Genomic DNA, 16,084 nt, shown 5'->3' with positions numbered 1-16,084 from the left:
ACTAAAGTGGCACTCGCGAAAGATGCAAGTGGAGGCATGAAACAAAAGCCCGGGGATCGCCCCGGGCTTTTCGTTTTTCATCAGGAAAGCGAAGAATTACTTCGCTTCCTTCTCCATCAACTTCGCCACCATGCTCGCCGGCACTTCTTCGTAATGATCGAAGATCATCGTGAAGGTACCGCGGCCGCTGGTGGCGGAGCGCAGGAAGTTGATGTAGCCAAACATTTCCGCCAGTGGCACGAAGCCCTGCACGAAGGCATTGGTGCCCTTCTGGCCCTGTTCGCTGATCGAGCCGCGGCGACGGTTGATGTCGCCGATCACGTCGCCGAGGTAGTCGGCTTCAGTGACTACTTCGAGCTTCATGATGGGCTCAAGCAGCTTGGGCTTGGACATCTTCTGCGCTTCGCGGAAGCAGGCGCGGCCGGCGATTTCGAAGGCGAGTGCGGAGGAGTCCACGTCGTGGTACTTGCCGTCGACCAGGCGTGCTTTGAAGTCCAGCACTTCGTAACCGGCCACCTGGCCTTCGCGCGATTCCACCGTGATGGCGTGTTCCACCGCTGGGATGTATTCGCGCGGCACGCGGCCGCCGACGACTTCATCGGAGAACACCACGCCGCTGCCGGGTTCACCGGGTTCGAAGATCATCTTCACTTCAGCGAACTGGCCCGAACCGCCGGACTGCTTCTTGTGCGTGTAGGTGTGTTCCACCGTCTGACCGAACGCTTCGCGGAAGCTGACCTTGGGCTTGCCCATGTTCGCTTCCACGCCCAGTTCGGTGCGCATGCGGTCGATGGTGATTTCCAGGTGCAGCTCGCCCATACCCTTGAGCACGGTCTGGCCGGTTTCCTGATCCACTTCCATGCGCAGCGACGGGTCGGCCTTCACCATCTTGTAGAGCGCGGTGGAAAGCTTGTCGATGTCGTTGCGGCTCTTGGGTTCCACCGCCACGCTGATCACCGGATCAGGGAAGCGCATGCGCTCCAGCAGCACCGGATGCTGCGGATCGGTGAGCGAGTCGCCGGTCTCGGTTTCCTTCAACGAGACGAACGCGCAGATATCACCGGCGCGCACTTCGTCGATTTCCTTGGTGGCATTGGCCTGTACTTCCACGATGCGGCCGATGCGCTCTTTCTTGCCACGGGTGACGTTCTGCAGCGTGTCGCCCTTCTTGATTACGCCGGAGTAGATGCGGGTGAAGGTGAGGGTGCCGAACTGGTCGTTGATCACCTTGAAGGCCAGCGCGCGCACCGGGGCGTCATCCGTCACAGCCTGTTCGCCGATGATGTTGCCGTCCTCGTCCACCATCGAGATGCCGCCGTTCTCGCCCGGGTACGGCATGTAGTCGACCACGCCGTCGAGCATCTGCTGCACGCCCTTGTTGCGATAGGACGATCCACAGAACACCGGCACGAGCTTGCCGGCCACGCAGCCCTTGCGGATGCACTTCTTCAGCGTTTCCAGCGTCGGTTCCTGACCATCGAGGTAGGCGTGCATGGCATCGTCGTCCATTTCCACGGCGCTTTCGATGCTCTGCGAGCGCAGCTCAGCGAGCTTGGACACCCATTCCGTGTCGGCGGTGGTGGTGAATGCCTTGACTTTCGGATGGTCGGCGACCTGGTCCAGCGGGATCGTCTCCCACTTGCTGTCTTTGTCGCTGCTGTCCCAGATATAGCCCGCGCCGGCGATCAGGTCGACCATGCCGATGAAGTCGTCGCTGCTGCCCAGTGGCACCTGGCAGAGCACGATGTTGGCGCCAAGACGGTTCTTGATACCGTCCACGGCGTGCTTAAAGTTCGCGCCGATGCGGTCCATCTTGTTGACGTAGCACATGCGCGGCACGTTGTACTGGTCGGCCAGGCGCCAGTTGGTTTCGGTCTGCGGTTCCACGCCGGCCACGCCATCGAACACCACCACGGCGCCGTCGAGCACGCGCAAGCTGCGGTTCACCTCGATGGTGAAGTCCACGTGCCCAGGGGTGTCGATCACGTTGATCTGGTGACCCTTCCACTCGGTCGACACGGCGGCGGACTGAATGGTGATGCCGCGCTTTTTTTCCTGTTCCAGGTAGTCGGTGGTGGTCGAGCCCTTGCCATCCTTCGTGTCGTGCACGTCGATGATCTGATGCTTCTTGCCGGTGTAGTACAAGATGCGCTCAGTGGTGGTGGTCTTACCGGCGTCGATGTGCGCGATGATGCCGATGTTGCGATAGAGGTTGAGAGGTTTCTGGCGGGCCACAGTCTTGGTTCCGTAGTAGAAGTCGTTTGTCGAACAGAAAGCTATTGTCTCTTCCCGGACGGGAGAGCGTGATATGTGGTGAAGGGGCCCTCCATGGTCCGCAGCGTACGTTTCAAATGTGTAGGCAGCATTGCCGAAACGAGCGCGTTCATGGCGCAGATTCAACAAGCAAGTCTTCGTAAAAAGCGCCGAACGGTTCGGTAGGGTGCGCAATCTGGATTTCGAGGATCCACAGGCCCTTGGCAGGTGTGTGGTCCAGGTCGCCCAGATCGCCGCCCTTGTGCACCGAGTGCGGGAAGTCGCTCACGCGATGGCCTTTGATGGCGTGATTGAAACGCCAGCCCATCGCTTCGGCGCGCTCGCAGGCGTAATCATAAAGCTTTCGGCCGCTTAAGCCCTCATGGCGCCACATGCCGGCTACGTCGTGGAACAGCGCGCGCGCCGCCTGGGCACACGCCAGGCGCTCAGGCGCGTGGCCGATCACGAAGGTGTCGCCGACGTCGCCCTCGTGGCCGTCGAAGACCAATCCTAAGTCAATGAAGTAGCTGTCGTTCTCGCCCAAACGCACGTCCGGCAGGGAAGGCTGCCGGTACGTGCGGGTGGTGTTCGGGCCGATGCGGATGATCACCGGATGCCACAGCCGCTCCATGCCCAGTTCCGCAAACACCTGCATGGCCTCGGCGCGCGCTTCGTCCTCGCTGATGCCGGGGTGCATGCGCTCGCGAATGCCCCGCAGGGCCGTCCAGCTCAGATCGCGGGCACGCTGCATGAACGCGGGATCGAACCGCTGCCCGACCGCTTCGCGATCGTGCTCGTCCACGCGCTCAGCTCGCCAGCACCAGGGCGATGCCGATCGCGGCCGGAAGCCCCTGAATCCACAGCACCTTGCGTGTGGCGCTGAAGCCGCCGTACACGCCGGCCACCAGGATGCAAGCCAGGAAAAAGAGCTTCACGTGCGTACCTTCCATGCCGCCTACGATCAGGCCCCAGAACAGGCCGGCGGTGAGAAAGCCGTTGTACAGCCCCTGGTTGGCGGCCAGCACCCTGGTTTGTGCGGCATATTCGGCCGTGGTGCCGAACGCGCGCCGGCCTGCGGGCTTGTCCCACAGCACCATCTCCAGGATCAGGAACCATACGTGCATCAGCGCGATGATCGTGACGACGATGTTGGCAAGGGTCGACATGGCTTTTCTTTCCGCTTCAGCTCAGCGCGTAGCCGAACTGCTCCTTGAACTTGGCGGCAAATTCGGCGTAGGTGAAGTGCTGGTTCTGCGTGCCGGGGTGTTCCACTTTCAGCGCGCCCATCAGCGAGGCCATGCGGCCGACGGTGGGCCAGTCCAGGCCGTTCATGATGCCGAAGATGAGTCCAGCGCGATACGCGTCGCCGCAGCCGGTGGGATCCACCACCTGGCGCTCGCGCGCGGGCGGAATCTCATGCGTGGTTTCCGAGGTGTGGATCAACGAACCGCCCGGGCCCAGCGTCACGATGTACGCCTTCACGCGCGAGGCGATTTCCTCGGCGCTCCAGCCGGTGCGCTGCTGCAGGAGCTGTGATTCGTAGTCGTTGACGATCACGTAGGTGGATTTTTCGATCATCGCCCGGAATTCCTCGCCGCTGAACAACGGCATGGCCTGGCCGGGATCGAACACGAACGGCACGCCGCGCGCGGCGAATTCGTCCACATGCTGCAGTATCGCTTCGCGGCCGTCGGGCGCGACGATGCCGAAGCTGATATCGGGGATGTTGCGCACGTGGTTGGCGTGCGCGCTAGACATCGCACCGGGGTGGAAGGCGGTGATCTGGTTGTTGTCCAGGTCGGTGGTGATGAAGCACTGCGGGGTGAACTGGTCCTCGAACACGCGGATGCAGTCCAAGCGGATGCCGCAACGTTCAAGGTGTTCGCGATAGGGGCCGAAATCCTGGCCCACCGCCGCCACCGGCAGCGGATCGCCGCCCAGCAGCTTGAGGTTATAGGCGATGTTGCCGGCGCAACCGCCGAATTCGCGGCGCATCCGCGGCACCAGGAACGAGACGTTCAGAATGTGGACCTGGTCCGGAAGGATGTGATTCTTGAACTGGTCCTGGAACACCATGATGGTGTCGTAGGCAAGCGATCCGCAGATGACGGCAGACATGGGTTGGCGGTCCGAATAGGGTTGGCTGGGCGCGGCTGGGTCGCGGCGGCAAACGGATTATCGTAGCGGTTAGTCGGGGAACGGGAAACAGGGAACGGGAAATATGTGGATCGCGGTAACTCGTCGATTTCGCACATTTGCGCTTTCGAGAGAGGATGAGGAAGCAAAAGCCCAACATCAACGCGAATCGGCATGTTCCCCGTTCCCCGTTCCTCGTTTCCCCACTCTCCCTCATCTTTGCCCGAAAAAAGCCGCTTTTCTTAACGCGAATGTCCTTGCGGACAAGGTATTTGCTTACTAGACTGGCGCGCTTACTTTTTAGCCAGAGTCGATACGCGGCGGACCCATGTTCAAGAAGTTTCGCGGGATGTTTTCCAACGATGTTTCCATCGACCTTGGCACGGCCAATACGCTCATTTACGTGCGCGGCCAGGGTATCGTCCTGAACGAACCTTCTGTCGTGGCGATTCGCCAGGATCGTGGTCCGGGCGGTCCGCGCACCGTTGCCGCCGTAGGTGGCGAGGCCAAGCGCATGCTGGGCCGCACTCCGGGCAACATCGCCACCGTGCGGCCGATGAAGGACGGCGTGATCGCCGACTTCACCATGACCGAGGCGATGCTGCAGCACTTCATCCGCCAGGTGCACCGTTCGCGCTTCTTGCGTCCCAGCCCGCGCGTGCTGGTGTGCGTGCCCTGCGGTTCCACCCAGGTGGAGCGCCGCGCGATCAAGGAATCGGCCGAAGGCGCCGGCGCCCGTGACGTGTTTCTGATCGAAGAACCGATGGCCGCCGCAATCGGCGCCGGCATCCCGGTGCACGAAGCCCGTGGCTCGATGGTGCTGGATATCGGCGGCGGTACTTCCGAAGTGGCCGTGATCTCGCTCAACGGCATCGTCTACTCGCAGTCCGTGCGCGTGGGTGGCGACCGCTTCGACGAATCCATCATCAACTACGTGCGCCGCAACCACGGCACGCTGATCGGCGAATCCACCGCCGAGCGCATCAAGCTGGAAATCGGTTGCGCCTTCCCGCAGAGCCAGGTCAAGGAGATCGAGATCTCCGGCCGCAACCTGGCCGAGGGCGTGCCGCGCATGTTCACGGTCAACTCCAACGAAATTCTCGAAGCCCTGCACGAGCCGCTGGCCGGCATCGTCGCGGCGGTAAAGGCTGCGCTGGAGCAGACTCCGCCGGAACTGTGCTCCGACGTGGCTGAGCGCGGCATCGTGCTCACCGGTGGTGGCGCGCTGCTGCGCGATCTGGATCGCCTGCTTTCCGAGGAAACCGGCCTGCATGTGCAAGTGGCGGACGATCCGCTCACCTGCGTGGCCCGCGGTGGCGGCAAGGCGCTGGAGCTGATCGATCAGCACGGCAGCGATTTCTTCGCTCCCGAATAATCCGCACACGGGGGGTGTAGGCCATGCCGCTCGCGCGCGAGGAATCCTCGCCCCTGTTCGCCGGTACCGCCGCCGGCACCCTGCGACTGATCTTCTACCTCGCCATGGCGATGGTGCTGATGGTGCTGGATCATCGCAACGGCTGGCTGTGGCGGCTGCGTTATGCCACCGCCATCGTGATCGAGCCGGTGTACCGACTGGCGAGTCTCCCGGCCGATGGTTTTCATGCACTTAGCGTGGCGTTCGCCGACCGTCGCATGCTCACCGAGCAGAACCAGCGCCTGCGCGAAGATCTGCTGCTGGCCAACGCCAAGCTCAACCGCATGGCGGCCGTGGCCGAGCAGAACCAGCGCCTGAAAGAACTGCTCGACACCCAGCACAGCTTGGAATTGCACGTGCAACTGGCGCGTGTGATTGGCATGGATATGGGTGCTTTCCGCCATCGCATCATGATCAACCTGGGCGCGCGCGACGGCATCCGCTCCGGCCAGCCGGTGATCGATGCACACGGCGTGGTGGGGCAGATCGTAGACGTGCTGCCGAACTCCGCCACTGTGATGCTGGTGACCGATCCGGATCACGCGCTGCCAGTGGTGGTCCAACGCACCGGTCTGCGCACCGTGGCCTACGGTTCTCGCAACGACCAGCAGCTCACCTTGCCGAATGTGCCGATGGCGGCCGATGTGCGTCCGGGCGATAAGCTGCTGACCTCGGGACTCGGCGGGCGTTTTCCGCAGGGCTTCCCGGTTGGCGAGATCAGCAGTGTGGATCCAGCCCCCAGCGGCATGTTCCTGGAAGCGCACGCGCAACCCGGCGCCGATCTGGATCGCAGCGACGAAGTATTGGTGCTGCACGATCTGGCCGAGCCGGCCGGCCCACCGCCGCCGGCAACGCCTGCCGGTCCGCCGGCCAGTGAAGCGCCTGCGCCGGCGTCCACTGTCGCAGTACCACGCGCGTTTGCGCCAGGTTCCACCGCACCATCCGCCAAGCCAGCACCGGCGCAGACCACGGGAGCGCCGCCGACATGAGCCGCCAGCGACTCTCTTTCTGGTGGTTTGTCGGCACGCTGGCGGTGGCGATGCTGCTGATGCTGGTGCCGCTTCCGCACGTGCTGGAAGCATTCAAGCCGTACTGGCCCGCGTTGGTGTTGCTGTACTGGGCACTGGAGTCGGGCGATCAGCGCGTCACGCTGGGGCTCGCCTTCATCTTAGGGATTTGCGCGGATCTGCTGTCGGGCGTGTTGCTCGGCGAGCAGGCGTTGCGCCTGTGCGTGTTGGCATTCATCGCGCTGCGCTTCCGTTCGCGCCTGCGCTTTTTCCCGATGTGGCAGCAGACGCTGGCGGTGCTGGCCCTGCTGGTCAACGACCGCTTTCTGCTGCTGGTGGTGCGTGCTTTCGCCGGCGAAGCCACCCCGCCGGCGCTGTGGTGGGCTTCGCCGTTCATTAGTGCGGCGTTGTGGCCGTTCCTGTTCCTGCTGCTTGACGACTTGCGGATGCGGTTGAGGCTGCAATGAGAGCGGGAAACAGGGAACGGGGAGCGGGGAACGTGCAGATAGCGCGAGCCACCGCTTTTCTCTGCGTTCCAGCAAGAAATTCATGCGACACGGGATGGATGGGCAGTCGCCATCTACATGTTTCCCGTTCCCCGTTCCCCGTTCCCCGCGGCAGAGCCGCCCCATGAGCCGCCGCCTGCGCACCTACAAGGACACGCGCGGTGAAGGCGAGCTATTCCGCCGTCGTGCGCTGGCGGGTTTTGGCCTGATCCTGCTTGGTCTGTTCGCGTTGGTGGGGCGCTATGTGTTTCTGCAGGTGCTGCATCACGACGAGTTCGCCACCCGCTCGGTCAACAATAGCGTCAAACCGCGCGCGATCCCGCCGGCACGCGGCCTGATTTACGACCGCAACGGCGTGCTGCTGGCCGACAACATACCGGCGTTCCGGCTGGAAGTGCGGCCGGAGCAGGTGCAGCACATGAACCAGATGCTGGCCGATCTGGGCCAGGTGATTCCGCTCGATCAGGACGATCTCGACGCCTTTCACAAGCAGCTCAAGCAATCGCGCCGCTTCGACAGCGTGCCGCTGAAGATGCGGCTGACCGAGGACGACATCGCACGCTTCGCAGTGAACCGCTGGCGCTTTCCAGGCGTGGACGTGGTGCCGTATCTCACGCGCTATTACCCACTGGGGCCGTTGTTTGCGCATGTGGTGGGTTACGTAAGCCGCATTGATGCGGATGATCTGGAGAATCTCGATCAGGATCGTTACAAGGGCACCACGCATATCGGACGCACAGGTCTGGAGCGTTCTTACGAAGACATGCTGCATGGCACGCCAGGTTACGAACTGGATGAAGTGAACGCCGATGGGCGCGTGCAGCGCGTGTTGGAAACGCATCCGCCGGTGCCAGGCAAGAATCTTTATTTGAGCATCGACGCACGCGTCCAGAAGGCCGTAGAGGATGCGTTCGAAAGCAGGCCGGGTTCAGCCGTGGCAATCGATCCACGCAACGGCCAGGTGTTGGCGATGGTCAGCGTGCCGTCGTTCGACTCGAATCTATTCGTCAACGGCATCGGCTCGGCCGATTACAAATCACTGATCACGTCACCCGATAAACCGCTGATCAACCGCGCTTTGAGGGCGGCTTTCCCGCCCGGTTCGACAGTGAAACCGTTCATGGGTCTGGCGGGCCTGGAGTACGGCGTGCGCACGCCACAGGACACGGTGCTGTCCACCGGCGTGTTCTACATTCCGGGCCAGTCGCGCGGCTATCGCGACGACCTGCGCTATGGCAACGGCACGGTGAATCTCTATAAAGCGATTTACGCATCGGTCAATACGTACTTCTACAAGCTTGCGCTGGATTTAGGCATCGATCGCATCAGCGAATTCATGGGCTCTTACGGATTCGGACATCCCAGCGGAGTCGATCTTCCCGGCGAGGTGTCCGGCATCCTGCCGTCGCGCGAATGGAAGGCCAAACATTCGCCCAAGGAGCGGAATTGGTATCCCGGCGAGACCGTGATCGCGGGCATCGGCCAGGGCTATTGGTCCGTCACTACCATGCAGTTGGCGCACGCCTTGGCAACGTTCGCGGGCCGCGGTGTGCCTTACGCGCCACGCGTGGTCATGGCGACTGCGGATGTCGGCAAGTCACCGGCGCCGCTGGCCAATTCGCCCACCGGGCCTTCATTGATCAAGAACATGAAGGACTGGGAGGCGGTGAACGAGGGCATGCAGCTGGTGATCTACAGCAACGATCCGCAGTCGACCGGCTTCGGCACCAAGTTGGGCGAGGGCTTTCCGTATCGCATCGCCGGCAAGAGCGGTACCGCCGAGCGCTTCTCGCGAACCAGCAACGCGTACAACGAGAACAAGAATACGGCGTACCTCGCCGCGCGCCATCGCGCCTGGTTCGAAGCTTTCACGCCAGCCGAGGATCCGCGCATCGCCGTCGCCGTGGTGCTTGAGGCGGGCGCGTGGGGCGCCAAGGACGCCGGCCCGATCGCGCGCAAGATTCTCGACACATGGCTCACTACGCAAGGCGGCGCGGTGCCGCCACACCAGCCGTTGCAGGAATCCGGCGTGGCGGCCGCCTCGTCTGCGCAAGCACCGCCGGCACCGGAAGACACGCCGCAGACCGACATGCCTGCCCCCGACAGCTCCACTGCGGGAGACGACGCACAATGACCATCGATACCTTGCGCATTCGTCTTCATCGCTTTTTCCGTCGCGTGTGGAGGCGTCCGCGCATCGACCTGCCGCTCGCCTTTGCTCTGGTCTTGCTCTGCTGTGTGGGGCTGGTGACGCTGTACAGCGCGGGCGGCGGCAATCTTTCTCTGGTCATCGGACAGGCCGCGCGCTTCGTGCTCGGCGGCCTCTTCATTTTGGTGATGTCGCGCCTTCCACCGTCGATGCTGCGCAACTGGACGCCGTGGCTTTACGCCGGCAGCGTGATGCTGCTGGTGGTGGTGGCGGTGCTGGGCGAAGGCCGCGGCGCGGATCGCTGGCTCAATTTAGGGATCATGCGCTTCCAGCCGTCGGAGCTGATGAAGCTGACCATGCCAATGATGGTGGCCTGGTACCTGCATCCGCGCCAGCTGCCGCCGCGCTGGAAGGACATCGCGGTGGTTGGTGGCATGATCGCGATTCCTGCCTATTTGATCGGCAAACAGCCGGACCTCGGCACGGCCTTGTTGGTGACGGCGGCGGGCAGTTTCACGCTGTTCCTGTCCGGCATGGCATGGTGGCGCATTGGTCTGTTGTTCGCGGGTGCGGCCGGTATGGCGCCGATCGCCTGGCATTTCATGCATCAGTACCAGCGCGGTCGCATTCTCACCATGCTCAATCCGGAATCCGATCCGCTCGGCAACGGTTGGCACATCATCCAGTCGCAGATCGCGGTGGGTTCGGGCGGCGTCTTCGGCAAGGGTTTCGGGCAGGGCACGCAGTCGCGCCTGGACTTTCTGCCCGAGCACACCACTGACTTCATTTTTGCCGTGTTCTGCGAGGAATTCGGCCTGATTGGCGTGTGTGCGATCCTGGTGCTGTACGCTTTCATTATCGGCCGTTGCCTGTGGATCGCGATGGAAGCAAAGGACACCTATTCGCGCCTGCTCGCCGGCGCGATCGGCATGAGCTTCTTCGTATACGTATTCGTCAACGGTGGCATGGTGGCGGGCCTTCTGCCCGTGGTGGGCGTGCCGATGCCGATGGTCAGCTACGGCGGCACCTCGGCGGTGTCGTTATTGGTGGGCTTCGGCGTGCTGATGTCGATCCATGCCAATCGCAAGGTGCATGACTGATGCGCCATCAAAAATGCGCATGCGTGTTACCCTCGCCCGCATGAAGGAACGAATCATTTTTGCACTCGCAGCGCTATGTTTCTTGGCGCCATTCGCAGCCTGGGCCGAGCATCCTGGCCAGCAGCAACTGGTCGCCGAAGTAGCGAAAGACACCGGCAAGGATCCGGCCAGTTTGAACGCGCTACTCGACGGCGCGAAGCGGCAGCAGAGCATCCTCGATGCGATCAGCCGCCCGGCCGAGGCCAAGCCGTGGAGCGATTACCGCCAGATTTTTCTAACTCCCGCGCGCATCGATGCGGGCGTGAAGTTCTACCGTGAACATCAGGCGCTGCTGGAAGGGATCGCCAAGAAGTACGGCGTGGCCCCGCAGTACATCGTCGCCATCATCGGCGTGGAAACGTTCTACGGGCGCAACACCGGCAAGTACAAAGTGCTGGATGCACTGGTGACGCTTGGCCTGTACTACCCGCCGCGCGCCGCGTTCTTCCGCAACGAGCTGAAGACGCTGATGGAACTGCCGGATACGCAACTTGCCGGTCCGCTCGACACGCTCACCGGTTCCTATGCCGGCGCGCAGGGCTGGGGACAATTCATGCCCAGCAGCATCCGCGATTTTGCAGTGGATGAAGACGGCGACGGCCACATCGATCTGCAGAATTCGCTGCCTGACATCATCGGCAGCGTGGCCAACTATTTCGCCAAGCACGGCTGGGTCACGGGCGGTCCGGTGGCGGCGCGCGCGCAGCCGGATGCCGCGGCGAAAGTGCTCACGGTGAAGGACGCCACGCCGCAATGGACGGTGGAACAGCTCGAAGCCTGGGGTTATGCACCATTGCAGCACTTGGATCCAGGTGCACCGAGCAGCCTGCAGACGCTGCAGGGCGCGAACGGCCCCGAATATTGGTTTACGTTCCAGAACTTCCGCGTGATCACCACTTACAACCGCAGCGTGATGTACGCGATGGCCGTGAACCAGCTGGCGCAGGCGATTGTGGATGGCGTGAACGATCAGAGCTCGTCCGGGGCTGCGCAGAAAGTTCAGACAGGCTCTCAGGAGACTGTCACGCGATGAAGACGCTCTGGCGCCTGTCATGGCTGCTTGCGATCACGCTGATGCTGGTCGGTTGCGGCGGCCATCACAGCACGCGTCCGTCTTATTCGTCTTCGCATGGCAGTTCCAGCCAGGGAGGTTCCGGTTCCGGCAGCATCAACGACGACACCAGCAGGCCGCAGAGCAGCCGCTATCGCAGCGGCAGCGACAGTATTCCAGACGGCCCGCCGCCGGATGTGAGCAAGCTGCCCGAGCCGGTGCCGCAAGTGGAGCCGCGCTCGCTCTACGGCAACAAATCGCCGTACTCCGTGCTGGGGCGCACCTACAGCGTGCTGCCGACGGCGCGTGGCTACGACGAACGCGGCATCGCTTCGTTCTATGGGTCCAAGTTCCATGGCTATAAGACCTCTAGCCTCGAGGACTACGACATGTACAAGTTCACCGCTGCCAGCAAGGTGCTGCCGCTGCCGAGCTACGCGCGCGTGACTAACCTGCAGAACGGCCAGAGTGTGGTCGTGCGCATCAACGATCGCGGTCCGTTCCACGAGGACCGCGTGATCGATCTGTCTTACGCCGCCGCCGTGAAGATCGGCATCTGGCCCAAAGGCACGGGACTGGTGGAAGTGCAAGGCATCGATCCCTCCGCACCGCCACCCCAGGAAGCGCCGCCACCGCCACCGATTGCCACCGCCACGCCTGCACATCCGCCCAGTATTTACCTGCAAGTGGGTGCATTCTCTGACCCGGCTAACGCCGAGCGCATCGCCGCGCAATTGCGTGTGGCGAATTTCGCCCCGGTGCAGGTATCCGATGCGACGATTGGCGGCCGGCTCGTGCACCGCGTGCGAGTAGGGCCGCTCTCCGACGTGGATAGCGCCGACCAGGTGAGTTCCAAGATCGAACAAATGGGTCTGCCGCCACCGCAGGTCGCGGTAGACTGAGACACGCTCTGAATTTATTCAGAGCGTATTTGCAAATTTTCTGCGAAGTAGTCATGGCGCCGCGCGCGCCAAAGCATTTACGGATGTAAGCCCACAATGAATCTGTTCCGCCACCCTCTGCACATTCTTGCCGCCGCCGCCCTGGTGTTCGGCGCCGGTGCCATTGCCCAGCAGACCCCGCCCAAGCCCGTGCCGAATCCCGCGCCCGCGCCGGCAGCCACACAGGTGCCGGTACCGCCGCCGCCGGATGTGGATGCCAAGGCATGGGTGTTGATGGATTACGCCACCGGCCAGATTCTCGCTTCCAAGAATCCCGACGAGCGTGTGGTGCCGGCTTCGATCACCAAGGTGATGACCGACTATGTGGTTTCGGCGCAGCTGGTGGCGGGCAAGATCCACCTCACCGACCCGGTGATGATCAGCGAGCACGCCTGGCGCGCAGGCGGCGCGGGCACGGACGGTTCCACCAGCTTCCTCAAGCTCAACAGCCAGGTGCCGCTGAAGGATCTGCTCTACGGCATGATCATCCAGTCCGGCAACGACTCCGCTATTGCGCTGGCCGAACACACTGCCGGTTCCGAAGAAACCTTCGCGAACTTGATGAATGCCTACGCCAAGCAGTTGGGCATGGTGAACACGCACTTCGTGAACGCGTCGGGCTATCCGGCCGACAATCACTATTCCAGCGCGCACGACATCGCCATTCTGTCGCGCGCCCTGATTCATGATTATCCGGATGACTACGCGATCTCCGCGATCAAGGAATTCACCTGGAACGGCATCAAGCAAGGCAATCGCAACACCTTGCTGTGGCGCGACCCAAGCGTTGATGGCATCAAGACCGGCCACACCGCCGAAGCAGGCTTCTGCCTGGCAGCTTCCGCCAAGCGCGGCGAGTCGCGCATGATCGCGATCGTGATGGGCTCCAGCAACGAGAAAGCGCGCGCCGACGCGGCAATGGCACTGCTCAACTACGGCTTCCGCTTCTTCGAAACGCACAAGCTGTACGAAGTCAGCAAGCCGCTGGCTACGCCGCGCTTGTGGAAGGGTGAGGAAGATCAGCTTCCGCTCGGCGTGCAGCAGGACGTGCTGGTGACCGTGAAGACCGGCGACTACGACAAGCTGAAGGCGACGATGGATATTCCGTCCACGTTGATCGCGCCCTACAAGAAGGGCCAGCAGGTCGGTACGCTGCACATCACCGAAGATGGCCAGTCGATCATGGACGTGCCGTTGGTCGCGATGAACGATGCACCGCAGGGCGGTTTCTTCAAGCGCCTGTGGGACAGCATCCTGTTGTGGTTCCACGGTAGCGGCAAGAAGTAAGTTTCACATCATGAACCACACGGGGCCGTCTTCCCGCGAAAGCGAGAATGACGGCCTGTGGAACGACAAGTAAGCGGAGAAGGCCTATGAAAGAGCTGAGCGACATTCAGGCGCAAGAAGGCCAGGGTTTCCAGTTTCCCGGCGAGTTCGAGATCACCGCCATGGGCAACGCCAGCGCGGATCTGAAAGCCCGCGTGCCGCAGATCCTCGAAGGCATCGGCTTGCACGTGCTGCATGAGACCGTGAAACATCGTCATTCGCGCGAGGGAAATTTTCTCTCCGTCACCGTTAGCTTCCGCTGCGAGACGCGCGAGCAGTACGACCTGGCGCATAGCGTGCTGCGGGCGGATCCGGATATTCGCTATACGCTTTGAACAGCAGGGAACGGGAATCGGGGAACAAGGAACGTGGTGCTTCCGGCACTTGTTCCTTATCGCCATCAGCCCAATCTGCTGCCTGTCAAACACCTGCACCTATGGTCTAGCCGTGACCGAGCGTTCCCCGATCCCCGATCCCCGTTCTCCGCTCCATGTCCGCCGCCTGGGCCGCCAACCCTACGAGCCGGTCTGGCAGGCCATGAGCGCCTTCACCGACAACCGCACAGCCGATACCGTGGATGAGCTGTGGGTGCTGGAGCACGATCCCGTCTTCACCCTCGGGCAGGCCGGCAAGATGGAGCACGTCTTGGCGCCGGGCGAGATTCCGGTGGTGCCGGTGGATCGCGGTGGACAGGTCACCTACCACGGCCCCGGCCAGATCGTGGCCTATCCGCTGATCGACCTGCGCCGCGCCGGGCTGGGGGTGCGCGAGCTGGTCAACCGCATCGAGCAAGCCATCATCGATACCCTGGACCATTGGAATATCCAGGCCGTCCGCCGCGAGGGCGCGCCGGGGGTCTACGTTGCGGACGCCAAGGTGGCAGCCTTGGGCCTGCGTGTGCGCCGGGGCTGCAGCTTCCACGGACTGGCCTTCAATGTGAACATGGACCTGGAGCCGTTCCACCGCATCAATCCTTGCGGTTACAAGGGTCTGGCGGTCACGCAGGTGCTAGACTTGGGCGGTCCATCGCGGCTGGCGGACGTCGAGGAGGTGCTGATTGGCGAGTTCTGCCGACAGTTCGGCTTCGAAGGTGAACCGGCCAATCCCGTGATCCCCGAACTCCCCGCTCGCGTGGCGGTCAGAGCTATTTCATGAGCGATACCACCGCATCTTCCACGAAAGTCATTCCGATCAGCGTCGTCAGTGGCGCCCCTGCCGAGAAGCAACTCGGCGGTGACAAGATCGCGCTCAATCGCGCCAGCTTCGATACCAACGTTCCCACTTTGCGCAAGCCCAGTTGGATTCGCGTGCACTTGCCGCAAGGCAACGCCGTGCAGCAATTGAAGGCGCGCTTGCGCGAGAACGCGTTGGTGACCGTGTGCGAAGAAGCCTCCTGCCCGAACATCCACGAATGTTTCAGCAAGGGCACCGCCACCTTCATGATTCTCGGTGACGTGTGCACGCGTCGCTGTTCCTTCTGCGATGTAGCGCATGGCCGTCCGGCCGCCCCCGATCCGCTGGAACCGGCGCGCCTGGCCGACACCATTCGCGACATGCGCTTGAAGTACGTGGTGATCACCTCGGTGGATCGCGACGATTTGCGCGACGGTGGCGCCGAGCATTTCGCCGCCTGCATCCGCGCCGTGCGCCATGCCAGTCCAAATACCCGCGTCGAAATCCTTACACCCGATTTCCGCGGCAAGGGCCGCATGGAGCGCGCGCTGGAAGTGCTGAAGGATTTCCCGCCGGATGTGTTCAACCACAATCTGGAAACCGTGCCGCACCTGTATCGCGAAGTGCGCCCGGGCGCTGACTACCAGTGGTCGCTGGATCTGCTCAAGCGCTTCAAGGCGCAGCATCCGGACGTGCCCACCAAGTCCGGCATCATGCTGGGCCTGGGTGAAACCTACGAACAGGTGATCGAAACGCTGCGCGACCTGCGCGCGCACGACGTCGACATGATCACCATCGGCCAGTACCTGCAGCCCACGCCGCATCATCATCCGGTGGTGCGCTACTGGACGCCGGATGAATTTGAATCCTTGCGCGTGGCGGGTGAGGCGATGGGTTTCCATCACGTCGCATCCGGCCCGCTTGTCCGTTCTTCCTATCACGCCGACCAGCAGGCTCACGCGGCTGGCGTCACCGAGCACGCCTGAAGA

15 protein-coding genes are annotated in these 16,084 nt (G+C 62.7%); 11 read left to right on the top strand and 4 right to left on the bottom strand.

The genetic code is table 11. The annotated features are described in order from the left end of the window. Window positions 1–96: 96 nt before the first annotated feature. From fusA to ISP18_RS14400, 4 genes are all read right to left on the bottom strand, one after another. Window positions 97–2,235, bottom strand: a complete 2,139-nt coding sequence (gene fusA / locus ISP18_RS14415) for an elongation factor G (RefSeq protein ID WP_380013237.1) — start codon at window positions 2,233–2,235, stop codon at window positions 97–99. A 148-nt stretch (window positions 2,236–2,383) separates the two neighbouring features. Then, complete coding sequence (locus ISP18_RS14410) at window positions 2,384–3,055, bottom strand: M24 family metallopeptidase (protein WP_380013234.1); 672 nt, start codon at window positions 3,053–3,055, stop codon at window positions 2,384–2,386. 4 nt (window positions 3,056–3,059) lie between these two features. Next, window positions 3,060–3,419: a DUF1304 domain-containing protein gene (locus tag ISP18_RS14405; RefSeq protein WP_380013231.1), complete on the bottom strand. Its 360-nt coding sequence runs from the start codon at window positions 3,417–3,419 to the stop codon at window positions 3,060–3,062. A gap of 16 nt (window positions 3,420–3,435) precedes the next feature. Further along, entirely contained in the window at window positions 3,436–4,371 is a 936-nt protein-coding gene (locus tag ISP18_RS14400) for a carbohydrate kinase family protein (protein WP_380013228.1), read from the bottom strand. Window positions 4,372–4,717: 346 nt separating this feature from the next. Here ISP18_RS14400 and ISP18_RS14395 point away from each other — a divergent pair, with 346 nt between their 5' ends. The 11 genes from ISP18_RS14395 to lipA all read left to right on the top strand — a co-directional run bounded on the left by ISP18_RS14395 (window position 4,718) and on the right by lipA (window position 16,081). Next, window positions 4,718–5,764, top strand: coding sequence for a rod shape-determining protein (locus ISP18_RS14395; RefSeq protein WP_380013225.1), 1,047 nt, complete (start codon window positions 4,718–4,720; stop codon window positions 5,762–5,764). A 23-nt stretch (window positions 5,765–5,787) separates the two neighbouring features. Further along, complete coding sequence (gene mreC / locus ISP18_RS14390; RefSeq protein ID WP_380013222.1) at window positions 5,788–6,792, top strand: rod shape-determining protein MreC; 1,005 nt, start codon at window positions 5,788–5,790, stop codon at window positions 6,790–6,792. Further along, window positions 6,789–7,277, top strand: coding sequence for a rod shape-determining protein MreD (mreD, locus tag ISP18_RS14385; RefSeq protein ID WP_380013219.1), 489 nt, complete (start codon window positions 6,789–6,791; stop codon window positions 7,275–7,277). Before mreC ends, mreD begins: the two co-directional genes overlap by 4 nt. Window positions 7,278–7,440: 163 nt before the next feature. Continuing rightward, window positions 7,441–9,450 (top strand): penicillin-binding protein 2, encoded by a 2,010-nt coding sequence (mrdA, locus tag ISP18_RS14380; protein ID WP_380013216.1) that lies wholly within the window; start codon window positions 7,441–7,443, stop codon window positions 9,448–9,450. Next, the gene (gene rodA / locus ISP18_RS14375) at window positions 9,447–10,565 is read left to right on the top strand and encodes a rod shape-determining protein RodA (protein ID WP_380013213.1); all 1,119 of its coding nucleotides are present in this window, start codon (window positions 9,447–9,449) and stop codon (window positions 10,563–10,565) included. Before mrdA ends, rodA begins: the two co-directional genes overlap by 4 nt. 19 nt (window positions 10,566–10,584) lie before the next feature. Next, complete coding sequence (gene mltB, locus ISP18_RS14370) at window positions 10,585–11,637, top strand: lytic murein transglycosylase B (protein ID WP_380013210.1); 1,053 nt, start codon at window positions 10,585–10,587, stop codon at window positions 11,635–11,637. Next, entirely contained in the window at window positions 11,634–12,557 is a 924-nt protein-coding gene (locus ISP18_RS14365; protein ID WP_380013207.1) for a septal ring lytic transglycosylase RlpA family protein, read from the top strand. The genes mltB and ISP18_RS14365 overlap by 4 nt, the downstream gene beginning before the upstream one ends. A gap of 96 nt (window positions 12,558–12,653) precedes the next feature. Continuing rightward, window positions 12,654–13,883 (top strand): D-alanyl-D-alanine carboxypeptidase family protein, encoded by a 1,230-nt coding sequence (locus ISP18_RS14360; protein WP_380013204.1) that lies wholly within the window; start codon window positions 12,654–12,656, stop codon window positions 13,881–13,883. Between the two features lie 86 nt (window positions 13,884–13,969). Further along, on the top strand, window positions 13,970–14,257 hold the full coding sequence (locus ISP18_RS14355; protein ID WP_380013201.1) for a YbeD family protein: 288 nt from the start codon (window positions 13,970–13,972) through the stop codon (window positions 14,255–14,257). A gap of 73 nt (window positions 14,258–14,330) precedes the next feature. Next, on the top strand, window positions 14,331–15,077 hold the full coding sequence (lipB, locus tag ISP18_RS14350) for a lipoyl(octanoyl) transferase LipB (RefSeq protein ID WP_380015853.1): 747 nt from the start codon (window positions 14,331–14,333) through the stop codon (window positions 15,075–15,077). Further along, window positions 15,074–16,081: a lipoyl synthase gene (lipA, locus tag ISP18_RS14345; RefSeq protein WP_380013198.1), complete on the top strand. Its 1,008-nt coding sequence runs from the start codon at window positions 15,074–15,076 to the stop codon at window positions 16,079–16,081. The genes lipB and lipA overlap by 4 nt, the downstream gene beginning before the upstream one ends. The last annotated feature ends 3 nt before the right edge of the window (window positions 16,082–16,084 follow it).

The sequence above is a fragment of the Dyella humi genome, from assembly GCF_044904605.1.
Lineage (GTDB): Bacteria > Pseudomonadota > Gammaproteobacteria > Xanthomonadales > Rhodanobacteraceae > Dyella_B > Dyella_B humi.
The sequence above is the reverse complement of the archived record's forward strand: the minus strand, read 5'-3'. Positions and strand labels throughout refer to the sequence as shown.